18 protein-coding genes are annotated in these 17,626 nt (G+C 71.3%); 10 read left to right on the top strand and 8 right to left on the bottom strand.

Features of this window, described 5'->3' with window-relative positions; genetic code table 11:
* Positions 1–194: 194 nt before the first annotated feature.
* From AB0I32_RS12940 to AB0I32_RS12930, 3 genes are all read left to right on the top strand, one after another.
* Positions 195–1,532, top strand: a complete 1,338-nt coding sequence (locus AB0I32_RS12940) for a ubiquitin-like domain-containing protein (RefSeq protein WP_357506465.1) — start codon at positions 195–197, stop codon at positions 1,530–1,532.
* 198 nt (positions 1,533–1,730) lie between these two features.
* The gene (rsmA, locus tag AB0I32_RS12935; RefSeq protein WP_357506463.1) at positions 1,731–2,606 is read left to right on the top strand and encodes a 16S rRNA (adenine(1518)-N(6)/adenine(1519)-N(6))-dimethyltransferase RsmA; all 876 of its coding nucleotides are present in this window, start codon (positions 1,731–1,733) and stop codon (positions 2,604–2,606) included.
* The gene (locus tag AB0I32_RS12930; protein WP_357506461.1) at positions 2,603–3,553 is read left to right on the top strand and encodes a 4-(cytidine 5'-diphospho)-2-C-methyl-D-erythritol kinase; all 951 of its coding nucleotides are present in this window, start codon (positions 2,603–2,605) and stop codon (positions 3,551–3,553) included. Before rsmA ends, AB0I32_RS12930 begins: the two co-directional genes overlap by 4 nt.
* Positions 3,554–3,566: 13 nt before the next feature.
* Here the strand turns inward: AB0I32_RS12930 and AB0I32_RS12925 are convergent, their stop codons facing one another.
* Both AB0I32_RS12925 and AB0I32_RS12920 read right to left on the bottom strand, forming a co-directional pair.
* Entirely contained in the window at positions 3,567–4,376 is an 810-nt protein-coding gene (locus AB0I32_RS12925) for an acetylxylan esterase (protein ID WP_357506459.1), read from the bottom strand.
* A gap of 87 nt (positions 4,377–4,463) precedes the next feature.
* A complete protein-coding gene (locus AB0I32_RS12920) occupies positions 4,464–5,453 on the bottom strand; it encodes an acetylxylan esterase (protein ID WP_357506457.1) in 990 nt (329 codons plus the stop codon).
* A 185-nt stretch (positions 5,454–5,638) separates the two neighbouring features.
* Between AB0I32_RS12920 and AB0I32_RS12915 the strand changes: the two genes are divergently transcribed.
* The 5 genes from AB0I32_RS12915 to AB0I32_RS12895 all read left to right on the top strand — a co-directional run bounded on the left by AB0I32_RS12915 (position 5,639) and on the right by AB0I32_RS12895 (position 9,790).
* Positions 5,639–7,510 carry an ABC-F family ATP-binding cassette domain-containing protein gene (locus AB0I32_RS12915; protein ID WP_357506455.1) on the top strand — a complete coding sequence of 624 codons (1,872 nt, stop codon included), beginning with the start codon at positions 5,639–5,641 and terminating at the stop codon, positions 7,508–7,510.
* A complete protein-coding gene (locus AB0I32_RS12910; protein ID WP_357506453.1) occupies positions 7,507–7,974 on the top strand; it encodes an Lrp/AsnC family transcriptional regulator in 468 nt (155 codons plus the stop codon). Before AB0I32_RS12915 ends, AB0I32_RS12910 begins: the two co-directional genes overlap by 4 nt.
* A 90-nt stretch (positions 7,975–8,064) precedes the next feature.
* Positions 8,065–8,205 (top strand): SDR family oxidoreductase, encoded by a 141-nt coding sequence (locus AB0I32_RS12905; RefSeq protein ID WP_357506451.1) that lies wholly within the window; start codon positions 8,065–8,067, stop codon positions 8,203–8,205.
* A 369-nt stretch (positions 8,206–8,574) separates the two neighbouring features.
* Positions 8,575–9,105: a peptidoglycan-binding domain-containing protein gene (locus AB0I32_RS12900; RefSeq protein ID WP_357506449.1), complete on the top strand. Its 531-nt coding sequence runs from the start codon at positions 8,575–8,577 to the stop codon at positions 9,103–9,105.
* Between the two features lies 1 nt (position 9,106).
* Positions 9,107–9,790 (top strand): hypothetical protein, encoded by a 684-nt coding sequence (locus AB0I32_RS12895; protein ID WP_357506447.1) that lies wholly within the window; start codon positions 9,107–9,109, stop codon positions 9,788–9,790.
* Between the two features lie 93 nt (positions 9,791–9,883).
* Here AB0I32_RS12895 and lat read toward each other — a convergent pair whose 3' ends face one another.
* Both lat and AB0I32_RS12885 read right to left on the bottom strand, forming a co-directional pair.
* Positions 9,884–11,191: an L-lysine 6-transaminase gene (gene lat / locus AB0I32_RS12890; RefSeq protein ID WP_357506445.1), complete on the bottom strand. Its 1,308-nt coding sequence runs from the start codon at positions 11,189–11,191 to the stop codon at positions 9,884–9,886.
* Between the two features lie 56 nt (positions 11,192–11,247).
* Positions 11,248–12,552 (bottom strand): MFS transporter, encoded by a 1,305-nt coding sequence (locus AB0I32_RS12885; RefSeq protein WP_357506443.1) that lies wholly within the window; start codon positions 12,550–12,552, stop codon positions 11,248–11,250.
* A gap of 159 nt (positions 12,553–12,711) precedes the next feature.
* On the opposite strand from AB0I32_RS12885, the gene AB0I32_RS12880 reads away from it, so the two are divergent.
* A complete protein-coding gene (locus AB0I32_RS12880) occupies positions 12,712–13,140 on the top strand; it encodes a hypothetical protein (RefSeq protein ID WP_357506441.1) in 429 nt (142 codons plus the stop codon).
* 14 nt (positions 13,141–13,154) lie between these two features.
* Here AB0I32_RS12880 and AB0I32_RS12875 read toward each other — a convergent pair whose 3' ends face one another.
* Together AB0I32_RS12875 and AB0I32_RS12870 are read right to left on the bottom strand one after the other, a co-directional pair.
* On the bottom strand, positions 13,155–13,697 hold the full coding sequence (locus AB0I32_RS12875) for a DapH/DapD/GlmU-related protein (RefSeq protein WP_357506439.1): 543 nt from the start codon (positions 13,695–13,697) through the stop codon (positions 13,155–13,157).
* Positions 13,698–13,776: 79 nt separating this feature from the next.
* Positions 13,777–14,280, bottom strand: coding sequence for a MarR family transcriptional regulator (locus AB0I32_RS12870; RefSeq protein ID WP_116676863.1), 504 nt, complete (start codon positions 14,278–14,280; stop codon positions 13,777–13,779).
* A gap of 103 nt (positions 14,281–14,383) precedes the next feature.
* Here AB0I32_RS12870 and AB0I32_RS12865 point away from each other — a divergent pair, with 103 nt between their 5' ends.
* Positions 14,384–15,427 (top strand): maleylacetate reductase, encoded by a 1,044-nt coding sequence (locus AB0I32_RS12865; protein WP_357506437.1) that lies wholly within the window; start codon positions 14,384–14,386, stop codon positions 15,425–15,427.
* 20 nt (positions 15,428–15,447) lie between these two features.
* Here AB0I32_RS12865 and AB0I32_RS12860 read toward each other — a convergent pair whose 3' ends face one another.
* Positions 15,448–16,101, bottom strand: coding sequence for a class I SAM-dependent methyltransferase (locus AB0I32_RS12860; protein WP_357506435.1), 654 nt, complete (start codon positions 16,099–16,101; stop codon positions 15,448–15,450).
* A gap of 913 nt (positions 16,102–17,014) precedes the next feature.
* The gene (locus AB0I32_RS12855; RefSeq protein ID WP_357454106.1) at positions 17,015–17,617 is read right to left on the bottom strand and encodes a TetR/AcrR family transcriptional regulator; all 603 of its coding nucleotides are present in this window, start codon (positions 17,615–17,617) and stop codon (positions 17,015–17,017) included.
* Between the last annotated feature and the right edge of the window lie 9 nt (positions 17,618–17,626).

Genomic DNA, 17,626 nt, shown 5'->3' with positions numbered 1-17,626 from the left:
ACTCCAGCGGTGGCAGGGCGGCACTGGACGCGGAACCTCGTGGGCAGTGTGAGACCGCCGGATCGGCCGGTCGAGACCGCGACGGCTCGCAAGAGCTGCAGGGCCTGTTCGGCCGCCTCGCGGTAGGGAGTTCCGCCCCAAACGGGATCCCCGCCTCGCCGCCCGTGCCCGGGACGTCCGACGACTGGACACGAGTGAACCCCCGTTTTGAGCAGCAGAGTTCTGGCTCCATCCCCAGCATCAACTCAGAGTCCGAGGCCGTAGCACCTCAGGACACCCTCTCGAAGCACCGCCGCCGCTGGCCGCTCGTCGCAGGCCTCTCGGCCGTCGCGATCGTCGCCTCCGGTTCGGTGGCCTTCGCCGAGGTACAGAAGACCGTCACGTTGGACGTCGACGGCACCACCAAGACCATCACCACCTACGCCGGTTCCGTCGCGGGCATGCTCGAGTCGCAAGGTGTCCGCCTGGGCGAGCGCGACGTCGTCGCCCCCGGAACCGATGCCAAGCTCTCCGACGGCGACCAGGTGGTCGTCCGCTACGCGCGTCAGGTCACCATGACCGACGGCGACACGGAGCGTGACGTGTGGGTCACCGTCACCGACGCGGGAGAGGCCCTGACGACCCTCGCCGAGCGCGGCGGCGACGTCGCACTGGTGGCGTCCCGCTCCGGCGACCGCGCCTCCCTCTCGCTCCGGCTGAACGACGACGGCCCCGTGGCGGTAGTCGCCGACGGCACGACCCGAGTGGTCGAGGACCACTCGGCGAGCGTCGACGAGGTGCTCGACGGCCTCGAGGTCAAGCTCGACGGGGACGACCGCGTGAGCATCGCCCCGGTGGCCTCCCTGGCGCAGGACAAGGCCATCGCCGCCAAGGACATGAAGTCCGCCGAGGAGTCGGGCGCCGACGTCGCCATCCAGGTGGAGCGTGTCGAGAGCAAGAAGGTCACCAGGACGTCCGACCTCGACTTCGACACCAGGACCGTCCAGGACGAAGACCGCTACGTGGACGAGGGCGACCTGGTCCGGAGCGAGGGCGAGCAGGGTGTGCGCACCCAGGTCATCCTGGTGCGTACGGTCGACGGCAAGGTCGTGTACCGCAAGGAGCTCTCTGACAAGGTCACCAGGAAGCCGGTGGACCGCGTCGTCGTCGAGGGCACCAAGGAGCGTCCCGTCGTGGAGGAGGCCTCCGCCGAGGTCGACCCGCCCAGCGAGCCGAGCACCCCGGTGCCTGCGGGCTCCGCCAGGGAGATCGGCCAGCAGATGGCCGCCGCCCGTGGCTGGACCGGCGAGGAGTGGACCTGCCTCGACCTCCTGTGGGAGCGCGAGTCCGGCTGGAACCACCTGGCGGCCAACCCGTCGTCAGGCGCTTACGGCATCGCGCAGGCGCTGCCGGGCGACAAGATGGCCTCGGCGGGTGCGGACTGGGCGACCAACCCGGCCACCCAGATCGAGTGGGGCCTCGGCTACATCGCGGACCGTTACGGCACGCCGTGCGGCGCGTGGGGCCACTCGGAGTCGGTGGGTTGGTACTGATCCGGCCATAGGTCGCTCTCGTGCTGCGCGCACTCTCCGGCGGGACTTGCTTCGCTGCGTCCCACCTCCGAGTGCGCTCCGCACGAACGGCTGCCTCATGGTCGCTCTCGTGCTGCGCGCACTCTCCGGCGGGACTTGCTTCGCTGCGTCCCACCTCCGAGTGCGCTCCGCACGAACGCTCCAGATAGGCTCCCCTGCATGAACGAAACCTCAAACGCCCTGCTCGGTCCCGCGGAGATCCGCGACCTGGCAGGGCGTTTGGGCGTCCGGCCAACGAAGACGCTGGGCCAGAACTTCTTGCACGACGGTGGCACCGTCCGCAAGATCGTGCGGATCGCCGGGCTGAAGCCCGGTGAGCGCGTGGTCGAGGTCGGGCCCGGGCTGGGCTCCCTGACCCTCGGCCTGGTCGAGGCCGGAGCCTCTGTGGTGGCCATTGAGATCGACCGGCTCCTGGCCGGGCAGATCGCCGAGACCGTGCGTGCCCGGTTCCCGGACGCCGACTTCGAGGTGGTGCTCTCCGATGCGCTGGACGTCACCACCCTGCCCGGCGCCCCGCCGACGGCGCTCGTGGCGAACCTCCCGTACAACGTGGCGGTCCCCGTGCTGCTCACCATGCTGGAGCGGTTCGACTCGCTGGAGCGCGTGCTCGTGATGGTCCAGGCAGAGGTGGCCGACCGGATCGCCGCCGTGCCGGGTTCCAAGATCTACGGCATCCCGTCGGTGAAGGCCGCCTGGTACGCGTCGGCCCGCCGGGCCGGGACCATCGGGCGCAACGTCTTCTGGCCCGCCCCGAACGTCGACTCCGCGCTCGTGTATCTCGAGCGCCGGGAGCCGCCGTCGACCACCGCGCCGCGGGAGCGGGTCTTCACGGTCGTGGATGCCGCGTTCGCGCAGCGCCGCAAGACGCTGCGGGCCGCGCTGTCCGGACTGTTCGGCTCGGGCGTCGCCGCGGAGACGGCGCTCCGTGCCGCGGGTGTCGACCCGAGCGCGCGCGGGGAGACGCTGGTGGTCGAGCAGTTCGCGCGCATCGCGGAACAGCTGGGTACACATCGGTCAGCGGAGGGGGACGAGTGAGCGGGCGTCTGAGCGCGGCGCCGCCGCCGTCGGTCCGGGTCCGCGCGCCCGGGAAGGTCAACCTCGCCCTGCGCGTCGGACCGGTCGGGAGCGACGGTTACCACCCGCTCGCGACCATCTTCCAGGCGGTGACCCTGTTCGAGGAGGTCACGGCCACGCTGGCGCCGCCGGGAGCCGGCATCTCGCTGACCGTCTCCGGCCCTCAGGCGGACGACGTCCCCACCGACGAGACGAACCTCGCCTGGCGGGCGGCCGCGCTGCTTGCCGACCACACCGGTCTTGCGGCCGACGTCGCGCTGCACATCACCAAGGGTGTGCCGGTCGCAGGAGGCATGGCCGGTGGATCCGCCGACGCCGCTGCCGCGCTCCTGGCCTGCGACACGCTCTGGGAGGCCGGGGTGCCGCGCTCCGAGCTGGTGGAGATCGCCGCCGAGCTCGGCGCGGACGTGCCCTTCTCGCTCCTGGGTCACACCGCCGTCGGCACGGGGCGGGGCGACCTGCTGACACCGGCGATGACACGCGGGGAGTTCCACTGGTGCTTCGGCACGCAGCGCGTCGGCCTGTCGACGCCCAGCGTGTTCAGGCGGTTCGACGAGCTGGCCGGCCCGTCGACGCCCGCCGTCGCGCCCGCCGACGACACCGAGCTGATGCACGCGCTCCGGGCAGGGGACCCCGTGGCGCTCGGCAAGGCGCTGCACAACGACCTGCAGGCGCCGGCGCTCGATCTGCGACCCGAGCTCGCCGAGGTGCTGGACGTCGCCACCGAGTCGGGGGCGCTGGGCGTGATCGTCTCCGGATCCGGTCCGACGGTCGCCGCGCTGGGGCGTTCCCGGCAGCACGCGCTGGCGCTGGGCGCCGCGTGGACGGCGGCCGACGTCGTGGACGCGGTCTGGTGCGCGAGCGGGCCCGCCCCGGGCACGCAGATAGTCACCTCGATCGCCCGCTGACCCTGCGGGAGGGTCAGTAGGCGACCTGGGGGACAAAGACGTTCGTCAGGTCGGTGTGCGCCGCGATCCAGCGCGTGCGGCGCGCCACCGCGTTGCTCTCGGCGGTCAGCACGCACTCGACCACCCGCTCGACGGAGCCCGTCATCGCGGCCAGCGCCTGCGCGGCGTTGAAGCCCCACTCCTCCAGCAGCACCTGCGCGCCTGCGCCCTGCGTGAGCTGGAGCGGCGTGCTCGCCCGCCTGGCGAACGCGACGAGCGAGTCCTTGTGCGCTGCGGGGATGTCGCCCTCGACCATCGCGCAGGCCAGGTCGGGGAGCAGCCCTGCCGCCGCGACGACTGCCGCCGCCACCGGCCCGCTGCCGAGCACCGCGACGCGTGACGGGTCCACGCTCGCGAGGGTCCGCAGCGCCTGCACCGCACGCACGGCATCGGCGAAGACGACGCGGTTGTAGGGGTCGTCGAGGTCGTCCGGGGGCAGCTCGACCACGAGGTGCGCGAACCCGCCCGACGCGAGCCACTCCAGGTCGCGGCCCGCCGCACGGCCGGCGGGCCGCAGCTCGACCAGACCGGGCAACGTGCTACCGGCGCCGGTCGGGGTGATGAGCCGACCCGGCACGGGGTATCCCTCGAACCCGGCGAACGTCACTGCCTCGACCGTGAGGTCCCGGGCGCGGGCGGAGGCGGCCGACAGCACCGGCGCCACCTCGATGGCGCGGTGCGCGGCGAGCGTCTGCGACCAGAAGGCGTCGAAGTTCGCGGGCTCGTCGGTGGCCGGTGGCGCTGCCGGCGCCACCGCGACGAGCGGCAGGTCGTACTCGGGCACGGGGAAACCTCCGGGGATGAACGTGCGCTGCGGAGCCTACCGCCCGGGCGTAACAGGCAAATTTCCCGCCTACGCCCTGGGCGCCCGTCAGATGATCTTGCCCAGCCACGCGAGCTTGCGGGGGAACCGGTAGTCCCCGCCACCCTCGTGGTTGTTGTACGGGTAGACGTCCATCTCCTTGACCACCGGTTCCGCCTGGTCGGACGCCCAGTTGTTGAACGCCGCGTACACGGTGGACGGCGGGCAGATGGTGTCCATGAGAGCCACCGAGAACAGGCCGGCCGCGCGCGCCCGACGGGCGAACGACACCCCGTCCAGGTACGAGAAGGTGCGCCAGACCTGCGCCTCGACCTCCGGGTCGCGGTGCACGGACAGGTACTTCGTGATCTCGCCGTACGGGTAGGAGTCGGTGATCGACACGGCGCGGCGGTAGTGCGTCAGGAACGGCACGTCGGGCATCGCGGCGACGACGTCGGGCACAAGACCTGCCACCGCGAGGCTGATGCCGCCGCCCTGGCTGCCGCCGGCCACCGCCACCCGCGCCGGGTCCAGCCCGGGGATGGCGCGCACGGCGTCCACCGCGCGGGCCGCGTCCGTGAAGAGGCGACGGTAGTAGTGGTCCCGAGGGTCGAGGACACCGCGGGTCATGTACCCGGAGGCCGCCGGGCCGGAACCCACCGGGTCCGGCGTCGAGCCGCCCGCGCCGTGGCCCGAGGCCTGCCCGCGGCTGTCCATGCGCAGGTGCGCGTAGCCGGCGGCGGCCCAGTGGATCTTCTCGTGCGGCAGGCCACGCCCGCCGCCGTAGCCCTCGTACTCGACCACCACGGGCAGGTCGCCGTCCGCGTGCGCGGGGCGTGTGAGCCAGGCCTTGATGGGATGCCCGCCGAAGCCGGGGAACGTCACGTCGTCGACCACTACCTCGGTGAGCCCGACGTCGATGCGCTCCACCTCCGGCGCCTCGTCGAACGTGCGTGCCTCGGCCAGGGTCGTCGACCAGAACTCGTCGAAGTCGGCGGGCTCGTCCAGCTCGGGGAGATACCTCTCGAGATCGGACAGCGGCATGTCGAACTGGGCCACGTGGATGCTCCTCGGCGTAGTCGTCAGCAGGGCCGACGGCGGAGTCGGCGGGCACGATCGCCGTCGACGGTGGACAGCGTAACCGCGGCGTCCGACATCGAACAGATACCTGTCAGGGCCTCCCGGGCGAGACAGGACAACGGCCCGTGTCCGCCCGCCGCCCCGCGGCGAACTAGGCTGCCTGGGTGGCACATCTTCTCGGCGCGGACGGCATCGCGCTGACCATCGGTACTCGCACCCTCCTGTCCGAGGTCTCCCTCGGCCTCGACGACGGCGACCGCGTCGGCGTGGTCGGACCCAACGGCGCCGGCAAGTCGACCCTCCTGCGCATCCTCACCGGCACCTCGCAGCCCGACGCCGGACGGGTCACCAAGGTGGGCGGCACGGTCCTCGGCATGCTCGACCAGCGGGACGAGCTCGACGAGGACGCGACGATCCTCGACGTCGTGCACGGCGACGCGGAGACGCACGTCTGGGCGTCCGACGCCAGGGTCCGCCAGGTGCAGGAAGGCCTGCTCGCCGACCTCGCCTGGGACGCCCCGGTCGTCAAGCTCTCCGGCGGCCAGCGCCGCCGCGTGGCGCTCGCGGCCCTGCTCGTGCAGGACCCGGACGTGCTGCTGCTCGACGAGCCCACCAACCACCTCGACGTCGAGGGCGTCGCCTGGCTCGCCGCCCATCTCCGGGAGCGCTACGGCCGCCCCGGCGCGACCGGCGCGCTGGTGGTCGTGACGCACGACCGCTGGTTCCTCGACGAGGTCTGCACGCGCATGTGGGAGGTGCGCGGCGACGGCACCGGCGCCATCGACGGGTACGAGGGCGGCTACGCGGCCTACATCCTGGCGCGCGCCGAGCGGGCGCGACAGGCCGCTACCGCCGCCGAGAAGCGGGACAACCTGCTGCGCAAGGAGCTCGCCTGGCTGCGCCGCGGCGCCCCGGCGCGTACGTCCAAGCCGAAGTTCCGGCTCGACGCCGCCTCCGCCCTGATCGACGACGAGCCGCCGCCGCGCGACTCGATGGAGCTCACCCGGATGGCGACGCGCCGCCTGGGCAAGGACGTGCTGGACCTGGAGTCGGTCTCGCTCGAGCTCGGCGGCAAGGTCCTGTTCGACGACGTGACGTGGCGCCTCGGCCCCGGGGACCGGTACGGCGTGGTCGGCGTCAACGGTGCGGGCAAGACGACGCTGCTCGCGCTGCTCGCCGGCCGCCGTGAGCCCGGCTCGGGCCGCGTCAAGCGCGGCAAGACGATCCACGTCAAGGAGCTGACGCAGGACGTCTCCGAGCTGGACGAGCTCGGGAGGCTCACGGCGGTCGAGGTGATCGAGTCGGAGAAGGGCCGGGTCGTCGTCGACGGCAAGGAGCTCACGGCCTCGCAGCTCACCGAGAAGCTCGGCTTCACGCGCGAGCGGGCCTACACGCCGGTGAAGGACCTGTCCGGCGGCGAGCGGCGTCGGCTGCAGCTGCTGCGCCTGCTGGTGGCCGAGCCCAACGTCCTGCTGCTCGACGAGCCCACCAACGACCTCGACACCGACACGCTCGCGGCGGTCGAGGACCTGCTGGACGGCTGGCTCGGCACGCTGATCGTGGTCTCGCACGACCGGTACCTGCTGGAACGGGTGGCGGACCGGCAGGTCGCGCTGCTCGGCGACGGGACGATCCGCGACCTGCCCGGCGGGGTGGAGGAGTACCTCCGGCTCCGGGCGGCGGCCAAGGCCGCCGGTGCCTCTGCCTCGGGCACCCCGGCAGGGGGCGGCGCCGGTACGTCGGGCGGTTCGGCCGCCGGCGGGGCGACGTCGGGCACGGCTCCGGGGTCGGGCGGCGGCGCCGGGGGAGAGGCGGTCAACCAGCGCGACGTCCGTGCCGCAAAGAAAGAGGTCTCCCGAATCGAGCGCCGTCTTGCGAAGATTGCCCAGAAGGAGGCCGAGCTGCACGAAACAATCGCACAGCAGGCCACGGACTACCAGGCTGTCGCTCGGCTGGACGCGGAGCTCCGCGACCTGGTGAGCGAGCGCGACGAGCTCGAGGCGGCCTGGTTGGAAGCGGCGGAGGTGGCGGGATGACCGACAACGATCTGGCACCGCTCGACGGGGTGGACCGAGCGCTCGTGGACGCACTGCGCAAGGACGGGCGCACCACGCTCGCGGTGCTGTCCGAGATCTCGGGACTGTCCCTCTCGGCGGTGCAGGTGCGGGTGCGGAAGCTCGAGGCACGTGGCGTCATCACGGGCTATCGAGCGGTGGTGAACCCGGAGGCGGTAGGGCTGCCGCTCTCCGCGTTCGTGGAGATCACGCCCCTGGACCAGGCGCAGGAGGACGACGCGCCCGAACGCCTGCGGGGCATGCCTGGCATCGAGTCCTGCTACTCGGTGGCGGGCAACGCGAACTATCTGCTCACGGTGCGGGTGGCCTCGCCGAGGGCGCTGGAGGAGCTGCTCGGGCGCGTCCGCCGCACGGCGAAGGTCTCGACCCGCACCACAGTGGTGCTGCAGACCTACTTCGAGGGTCAGACGGCCGAACCGGTCTGACGGCCGGCGCCCGGACCGAGCCGGGCGAGGAGCCCGGCAAGCGTCTGGCGGTCCTCCGCCGTCAGGTTGCCCACCAGCTCTTCCTCGTGCGTGAGCAGATCGAGGACCGCGCGCTCCACGGGCCTGCCCGACGACGTCGCCGCGCTGGTCTCCTTCCTCGCCTCACCGGCTGCCCGCCACATCACCGGCGAGGCCCTGCACGTCAACGGCGGCGCCCACACGACGCGCTGAGCCCGTCCGGGCCGGCTCCTGTCGGCTCGCGCCGAACTGCAAGCTGCGTGTGGGCCTGGCCGTTGTCGGCCGCCGAACCGCAACGTGTCATCCCATCGAGGCGCCGATCCGAAAGCTGACGGTCGATCTAGGGTCAGATGGACGTCCATGTTTCGGTCCGACACGGACGGTGACCAGCAGGTTTCGGTTCGGCGCTGTCGGTGGTGAGTGAGTTGCGGTTCGGCGGACCGGGTATCGGCCGCCCGCGCCACGGTCGTGAGGTTTTGGTCCGGTGCGTCGCTTCCGTCTTTTAAGGGCGGATTGTTACGCTCGCGCTCGCCAATACATCGCCCGGCCCGGCGTCGGGCCGACGAAGGAGCGCCGAGGGAGATGCCCACCACCCGAACCTGGCTGCAGGCGGGCGGTGGCACCGTCGCAGCCGCCCTGATCATCGCCGCCGTGGTGCAGGCGATGAGCTCGAGCGCGATGTGGGTGTCCAACGACCCCGTCGGTGAGTGCGGCCAGACGTCCGGCGGCGCGGTGGTCGCGGCGCAGAACGTGCTGTCGGCGAGCACCGGTCTGGAGCCGGTCGACGGGGCGTGGGACGCCGAGTCGGAGGTCGCGGCCAAGGCGTTCCAGGCTTATAACGGCCTGCCGGTGAGCGGCTGCGTCGACACCAGCACGTGGCTCACCATGCGTGCGTACCTGATCTCCCTGTGCGACCCGGAGTTCGACTGCCGGGGACCCGACCACCGCGTGCGGTACGCCGCGCCGGGCGGCGCGCGGGAGGCCTTCTTCGCCGACAACGAGTGCGACTGGGGCTCCTACGTGCTGCCCGGCGTCGCCGCCAGCCCCGTGACGTCGAACAAGATCACCGCCCTCTCGCGGGACGCGGTAGTCGAGATCGAGTGCGAGAGCTGACGTGGTCACCACCATCGAGGAGCCGAGGATCCGGCCCGAGTGGCTGCTCGGCGGCGCGGTGACGCTGCTCGGCGCGATCATCATCATCGTCGTGACGCTGATCCTCGGGGCGCGGGAGGACGAGCCCGTCGTCACGCCGGTGGACGCCACGGAGCTCACCGCAGGGACCTGCGCCGAGGATCTGCGCCAGCCGCACTGGGTGCCGGAGACCGTCGAGCGCGCGAAGGCCGAGTGCCCGGCGGACATCTCGGCAGCGATCGGCCGTACGACGGCGGAGGACCACCTCGGCACGTGGATCATCTACCCGCTGGAGGGTGACGACAACGGTGAGACGTTCGACGGCGTGCCCGGCCTGTCCTGGCCCGAGGACGAGGTCCGCTCCGGCGCGTACCACCCGGCGTCGGCCATCACGTACGTGGCGTACCCGGGTTCCACCGAGCTGTCCGGCGAGCTGTCCGGCGACAACGTGACCGTCGAGTGGTCGGATCTCGCGGACTCGGGCCGGGAGGCGCGGGTGACCCGCGTGGACAACAACGGGTTCGGGCCGGTGCGGGTCGAATGGACCGACGACGCGGGCTCCTACCTGCTGCTCGGCACGATGGGCCGTACGCCGGAGGGCGGCTCGGGGCCGACCGTTGCCGAGCTGCTCAGGATCGCGGACAGCGTCGCGGCGGAGGACGGGTAACCCGACCGCGAGGTAGAGCGCTTGTCCGCAGTCTCCCGGGCGGCACCCAGGAGGCCGCGGACAAGCGCTCTGCTTCGCGGTCCGGCTACGGAGTCAGAGCGTCTCGGCGAGGACCTCGTCCAACGCCTTGACGCCGGCCTCCAGCGCCTCGGTGGAGACCGTCAGCGCCGGGCGGAACCGGACCGACCGCTCGCCGCAGCCAAGGAGCAGGACGCTCCGCTCGGTGAGCGCGCCCAGGACCCGGTCGCGGACCTCGCGGGAGGGCAGCGTCAGCGCGCACATCAGGCCCTTGCCGCGGACGTCGGTCACGCCGTCGTGCCGGGTGGCCAGCTCGGTGAGCGCGTCGTGCAGGCGCTTGCCCATCGTGCGGGCCCGGTCGACCAGGCCCTCGGCCTCGTACGTCTCCAGGATGCGGCGTGAGCGCACCATGTCGGTGAGGTTGCCGCCCCAGGTGGAGTTGATGCGCGACGAGACGGCGAACGCGTTGTCCGGGATCTCGTCGACGCGGCCGCCGGCCATGATGCCGCAGACCTGGGTCTTCTTGCCGAACGCGACGACGTCGGGGGTGATGCCGAGCTGCTGGTACGCCCAGGTCGTCCCGGTGATCCCTGCGCCGGTCTGGACCTCGTCCACGATGAACAGCGCGTCGAACTCGCGGCACAGGTCCTGCATGCCCGTCAGGAACGAGGTGCGGAAGTGGTGGTCGCCGCCCTCGCCCTGGATGGGCTCCATGATGAACGCCGCGATGTCGTGCGGGTTGGCCTCGAACGCCGCACGAGCGGCCCCGAGCGCCGCCGCCTCTGCCGCGTCCATGTCCTTGCCCTCGGCGATGTACGGCGAGGGGATGCGCGGCCAGTCGAACTTCGGGAACCGGGCCACCTTGCCCGGCTCCGTGTTCGTCAGCGACATCGTGTACCCCGAGCGGCCGTGGAACGCGTGCTCCAGGTGCATGATCTGGGTGCCGAGCTCGGGGGAGCGGCCGTTCGCCTCGTTGAAGCGGGACTTCCAGTCGAACGCGACCTTGAGCGCGTTCTCGACGGCGAGCGCGCCGCCGTCGATGAAGAACAGGTGCGGCAGCGCGGGGTCGCCGAGGACGCGCGCGAAGGTGTCCGCGAAGCGTGCCATCTCGACCGTGTAGATGTCGGAGTTGGACGGCTTGTTGATCGCCGCGGTGGCGAGCTCCTCGCGGAACGCCGCGTCGTCGGCAAGGGCGGGGTGGTTCATGCCGAGGGGCGAGGAGGCGAAGAAAGTGAACAGGTCGAGCCACTCGCGACCGTCACGCGCGTCGACAAGCGTGGAGCCGTGCGACCGGGTGAGGTCGAGGACGAGGTCGAACCCGTCGACCAGGAGGTGCTCGCGAAGGGTGGGGAGCACTGCGGTGGGCTCAAGATGTGTCGTCATGCTGGAAAGGTAGGCAATGATCCTGCCAAGTTTCAATGCCTATGGAAATGTTCCTGTCAGGCCCGTCTGTGCCTGGGGCGTCGCGTCGCCAGCAGCTCGGCCGTCCCGAGCGCGAGCGTGGACCCCAGCAACACCAGGAGCGCCGCGTTCCAGCCGCCTGACGCCGCGTGCACGGCGCCGATGACGGCGGGAGCGGTAGCGGCCACGGCGTAGCCGATCGCCTGCACGGCCGCCACCGTCCGCCGGGTCTGCGCCACGGTGCGGCACCGCTGCGCGACGAGGGTGAAGATCACCACGAAGTTCCCGCCCTGGGCGATCCCTGCGAGGCTCACCCACAGCAGCCACCACTGCGGCGCCAGCAGGAGGCCCACCGGGAGCGAGACCCACAGCAGGCCCATCGTCACCGCGGCACCCCGCATCGGCACCCGGGCCGCCAGCGCGAGCGGGACCAGCACACTGCCCGCTATGGCGAGACCCTGGAAGGGCGCGGCCGCGTTGCCCGCCGTGGTCACGGACAGGTCCAGCAGGTCGCGCAGCAGCTCCGGGAGCCAGCCGGTGACCGCGAAGTACGAGAACGACTGCCCGGCGAACGCGACGGCCAGCGCCCAGGTGATCGGACGGCGCACCACGCCGCCCCAGGTCTCGTCGGGCCGTTCGGTCGGCGGCGGGGCGGGCGTCCCGGTGGGGCCGTCGACCAGCCTGTCGGCGGGCGTCTCGCCGGGGGCGCCGCCGTCGTCCCCTGACGTGTCTGGCGTACGGGTCGCACGGGTGACGTGCGGGTCCGTCATCGTGCGGGTGGTGACGAGCCAGACGACCAGCGCCGCCGCCGCGACGAGCGACCAGGAGGCGATGGCGCCCCGCCAGCCGACGAGGGCCGCGAACGGCGCGGTGAGCGACGTCGCGAAGACGCTGCCGAGGTTCATCGTCGACGAGTACAGGCCGGTCGCCAGCGCCGTCCTGGTCGGGAAGTCCCGCGCGATGATGACCGGCACCACCACGTTGCCCACCGTGATCGCGCAGCCAAGGAGCACCGTGCCGGCGAAGGCCGCCACAACGCCCGGTGTGCCCGTGCCCGCCGACCGGATCAGCGTCCCGGCGATCACGCCCACCAGGGCCACCGTGACCGCCGAGTACGGCCCGGCGCGGGCAATCAGGGTCGACGCCGCCGGCGCCACGACGCTGAAGCACAGCGCGGGGATCCCCACGAGCAGTCCGGCAAGGGTCTGGTCGAGGCCCAGTCCTGCCGCGACGTCGGCCATGACCGGCGGGAGGGATGTGATGGGGGTGCGCAGGTTCAGGGCGAAGACGAGGACCGCGACCAGCAGCGCGGAGCCGCCTGCCGCTGTGCGGATGTTGCTCATGATGCTGTCATTGTGCGCGACGGGGTCTGTTGGTGCGTCGGGCGTCCGGCGTATCCGCACATGGTGTGCAGATCGTCATAACGGTTTCCCAGGAGGGAATGCGGCTTTCCCGTTAGATTGGGCGACCGGTCAGCAGGTCCGGGACAACAGGGGTGTCGAATGAAGCAGCGACAGGTCTTCCGAGGTGTGGGAGCACTCGTCGGCGTACTCATGCTCTCGGGGTGCGCGTTCGATCTGGGGAAGCTCGACTACACCGAGCCGGAGTTCGTCGGCTCGTACGTGGGCGACGGCGCCACGACCGTCGTCGCGCTCGGTGAGGACCGCACCTTCACCGCCGTCGGGGTCCCGGACGAGGTGCTGGCCGCCGCTGCGGGTGGCAAGGTCGACGAGCTCCCCGCCGAGATCGAGGGCACCTGGAAGTACGACTCGAAGAGCTCGGCCGACCACGTCGAGCTCACGGTCACCGACGCCGACGGCATGCCGGCGAAGCTGGGTGAGCTGCCCCTGTACGTCGCGGACGCCGACGACCTGTTCTTCCTGCCCGACCAGCTCGGGCGCGAGAAGATCGTGGTCCGCCGGGACCGCTGAGCCCGGACCGTCCGTCACCACCTCCGGCGTACGGTCGCCTTGCCGCCGGTCACGAGGCTCGCGGCGGGGACGTCGTCGGCCACCACGGCGCCCGCGGCCACCACGGCGTCCCTGCCGATGCTGACGCCGGGCAGGATCGTGGCGCCTGCGCCGATCCAGACGTTCTCCGCCACGTCGATGGGCGCGCCGCTCAGCCAGGTTCGGCGGTCCGCCGGATCGACCGGATGGCCCATGGTGATGAACGTGGCCTTCGGCCCGACCATCACGCGCTCGCCGAGCCGGATGCCCGCGTAGTCCAGGAACGTGCAGTTCTGGTTGATGAACACGCGCTCGCCGAGGTCCAGGTTCAGGCCGTGGTCCGTGTAGAACGGCGGATAGATCGTGGCCCTCGCTGGCAGCGGTCTGCCGAGGATCTGCTCGAACAGCTCCGCCTTGCCCGCCTCGTCGTCGAAGGGCAGGACGTTCAGGCGGGAGGTGAGCTCGGTAGCCCGGCGGACCCGCTCGGCCATCGCCTGGAACTCGGGGCTGTGGATGCGCATGAGGTGGTCGTCGGTCATGGGCCGATCCTGCTACAAGTGCTCGCTGTTACAGGTGCTCGTGGCTACAGGTGCGCGTGGCTACACGTGCCCGGCCATCTCAGTCGTCGAACTGAGCGGTCACCGTGCGCAGCAGGTCCGCGAGCTGCGGGCGCTCCGCGGGCGACAGGGCGGTCAGCACCTTGGCCTCGATGTCCAGGAGGTCGCTCATCGCCGCGTCGACCCGCGCCAGCCCTTCGTCGGTGAGCTCGACCAGCACCCCGCGGCGGTCGTCGGGGGAGCGGTGCCGCTGCACGAACCCGCGCGACTCCAGGCGGTCTATCCGGTTGGTCATGGTGCCGCTGGTGACGAGGGTCTGGGTGACGAGCGTGCCGGGCGACAGCCGGAAGGGCTCACCGGCGCGGCGGAGTGCGGAGAGCACGTCGAACTCCCACGTCTCCAGGCTGTGCCGGGCGAAGGCGGTGCGGCGTGCGAGATCGAGGTGCCGCGCGAGGCGGGACACGCGGCTGAACACCGTGAGGGGTTCGAGCTCCAGGTCCGGGCGCACATGGCGCCACGCGGCGACGATGCGGTCGACCTCGTCGGCGGGACCTGTGTGCTCCATGGCGAGAGGCTACCGGATATCTCGACATCAAGAATCTCGACAGGGTGTCCGTGCTGCGTCGCTCTTGGTCAGGGGGTGTACGACGACCGTAGGCTCAGGCCTCGTGGGAACAGACATCAGGGTGCACCAGGTCTACGCCGGTCGAGTGCTGCAGGGTCCGGGCGCGCGGTCCCTCGTGCCGGACGAGCTGGAGCGGCTCGGGTCGGAGCGGGTGCTGCTGGTGACGGCGCCGTCGTCGGCCGAGGTGGGCCAGGACCTGGCCGTTGCCCTCGGGGAGCGGCATGTCGCGACCTTCGCGCGCCCGGTCCAGCACACGCCCGTCGAGGTGACCGCCGAGGCACTCGTCCTGGCCGGGGAAGCGCGCGCCGACGCGATAGTCGCCATCGGCGGCGGATCGGCCATCGGGCTGTCGAAGGCGCTGGCCATCCGGACGGGTATGCCCCAGGTGGCGGTACCGACGACGTATGCGGGTTCGGAGGCCACGCCGGTCCTCGGCGAGACGGAGAACGGCGTCAAGACGACGCGGCGAGACCCTGCCTTCGCGCCGGGCACCGTCGTGTACGACCCGGAGCTGACGCTGTCCCTGCCCCGCGGGCTGACGCTGACCTCGGCCCTCAACGCGCTCGCGCACGCCGTCGAGGCGCTGTGGGACACCGGTGCGAGCGCGGCGACCCGCGCGTACGGGGTCGAGGCTGCCGACGGCGTCCTCACGGCGCTCCCCACGGTCCTGGACCGCCCGTCCGACGTCGTCGCCCGCGGCCGGCTCCAGGAAGCCGCCTGGCTCGCGGGCGCCTGCCTGGCGCAGGCCCGGATGGGCCTGCACCACCAGCTCGCGCACGCGCTCGGCGGGACCTTCGGCCTGCCCCACGCGGAGCTGCACGCGCTGCTCCTCGCGCACGTCATGCGGTTCAACCTGACCGCTGCGCCCGACGCCGCCGCACGCCTGGCACGTGTCGCGGACGGCGACCCGGCGCTCGCGATCGCCACCCTGGCAGCCAGGCACGACGGTCCGACGTCGCTCGGCGCGCTCGGCGTGCCGCGCGCCGCCCTGCGCGAGGTGGCCGAACGGGTGGCGGCCGACCCGTATCCGAACCCCCGGCCGGTGACCGCCGATGCCGTGGAGGAGCTGCTGCTCGCCGCCTGGTGAGCTCCTTGGTGAACTGAGCGCTAAGCGGCCGACTTCCGCGCGAGGAGATGCGCCTGCGGGAAGCCGCGCGTCGGATCCTCGGCCGGCGCGATCACCAGGCGCGCCACCTCGTCCGCGCCGGACTCCGCCAGCAGCTCCATCACGTGGTCGGGCGAGTACCGCCACGCGGGCGACACCTTGTGGTCGAAGTGCTCGGCGGTGCCGCCGGCGTCGCCGAGCGCCTGGAACGCGACCAGGAGATGGCCGCGGGGCGCCACGACCCGGCTGAGCTCGGCGAGCGTCGCCGGCAGAGCGTCGGGCGGCGTGTGGATGATCGAGTAGTTAGCGAGCACCCCGGCGAGCGTCCCGGAGGCGATCTCGAGCGAGCCCATGTCGCCGACATCGAAGCGGACACCTGGGTTGGCCGCGCGTGCCGTCGCCACGAGCTGCGGCGAGAGGTCGACGCCGAACGCGTCGACGCCCCGGTCGCGCAGGTACGCGGTGATGTGCCCGGGCCCGCAGCCGACGTCGGCCACAGGGCCCCCGCCCGCCCGCCGGACCAGGTCCGCGAACGCCTGGATCAGCACGTGGTTCAGCGGGTAGGCGGCGAACGCTTCACCGATGTACGCCGTATAGGCGTCCGCCATGCCGTCGTAGTCGGTTCGAACGGTCGCGAGATGTTCGGAAGACGTCACGCCCCGCAGCGTAGACGCGGGGTCCGGGCGAGAGCGTGGGCGACGACGGCGTCGGCGTCGAACCGAAGGTTGATGGGACCAGCGGTCGCCGAACCGAAGGTTGCCCGTCGACACGGTCGCCGAACCGAAGGTCGCGCGTGCTGCGGTCGCCGAACCGAAGGTTGCGCGTCAACGCGGCCGTCGAACCGAAGGCTGTGGGTCTACTTGGGGCCCGATGGACTCACAACGTTCGGTTCGAGGGCCGTGTCGACGTGAAGCTTTCGGTTCGGCGCCGTCCTGCGCTGTGGTGGGCGCGGAACTTGCGGTTCGGCGAGGTGGCGGGATGGGCCACTGGGCTGCGGTTCCCGTCCCCGCCCGAGCATCTACCGACTCCCGGCCCCGCCCGAGCATCCGCCGTCGGCCGACAATCGCTGGCTCGCGCTCAGGAGTATGTCCACTTTGCGGCGAAGCATGGTCCGATTCCTGATCCACTATCACAGGGTGAAACCGGGCGCCTATTAGGGGTGAATATCCCTTTCCCATTGCAGAGTCCGTGTCGTGTGCTTAATGTATGGAACGCGAACACTGTTCCGCTCGCAGGTGATCATCCTGTGATTTCCCGTTTTTTGGAAGGAATAGCCCCATGACCGTTGTTGACATCCTGTCCGAGCTCCTGCACAACCTTGGCTACAGCGTCGCGCAGATTCTCTGCCTGATCGGTCTCTGACCTGCAAGTACGTCGTCAGCGGCTTTCTGCGGCGGCATAAGTAGCATCCCCAGCTGAACGAACACCCCTCGCGAGTTCTCGCGAGGGGTGTTCGTTATATAAATGCAGCACGCACACTTTTTGCCTCAGGGAAAATACGGGTGCGCCAGCGCAACCCCGTGCCCGAATGGTGGCAGTTCGGGGGAATTTTCGGCGCACGTCAGCGCCTCAGCGCGAGTGCCGAGTCAGCTCCGGCTTCTTTTCCATGTTGTGCAGGCCGTTCCACGCCAGGTTGACGAGGTGGGCCGCCACCTCGGTCTTCTTGGGGCTGCGGGCGTCCAGCCAGTACTGGCCGGTGAGCGCGATCATGCCGACGAGCATCTGCGCGTAGAGCGGGGCGGTCCTCGTCTCGAGGCCCGCGGCCCGGAACTGCGGTTCGAGGATCGACTCGACCTGGGTGGCGACGTCGCCGATCAGGCTCGAGAACGTCCCGGTCGCCTGTGCGACGGGGGAGTCGCGCACGAGGATGCGGAAACCGTCCTCGGACGACTCGATGTAGTCCAGCAGGGCGAGCGCCGTCCGCTCCAGCAGGACCTTTGGATGACCGCCCGAGCCGAGCGCACCCGTCAGTGCGGTGGTGAGCGCCTGGACCTCCCGGTCCACCACGACCGCGTAGATGCCTTCCTTGCCGCCGAAGTGCTCGTACACGACGGGCTTGGAGACCTCGGCGCGCGCCGCGATCTCCTCCACGCTCGTGCCTTCGAAGCCTTTTCCGGCGAACAGTCCGCGGCTGACCGCGAGCAGCTGCTCGCGGCGCTGACTGGCCGTCATACGAGGTCG

Origin of the sequence: Promicromonospora sp. NPDC050249 (genome assembly GCF_040656015.1) — a bacterium.
Lineage (GTDB): Bacteria > Actinomycetota > Actinomycetes > Actinomycetales > Cellulomonadaceae > Promicromonospora.
The sequence above is the reverse complement of the archived record's forward strand: the minus strand, read 5'-3'. Positions and strand labels throughout refer to the sequence as shown.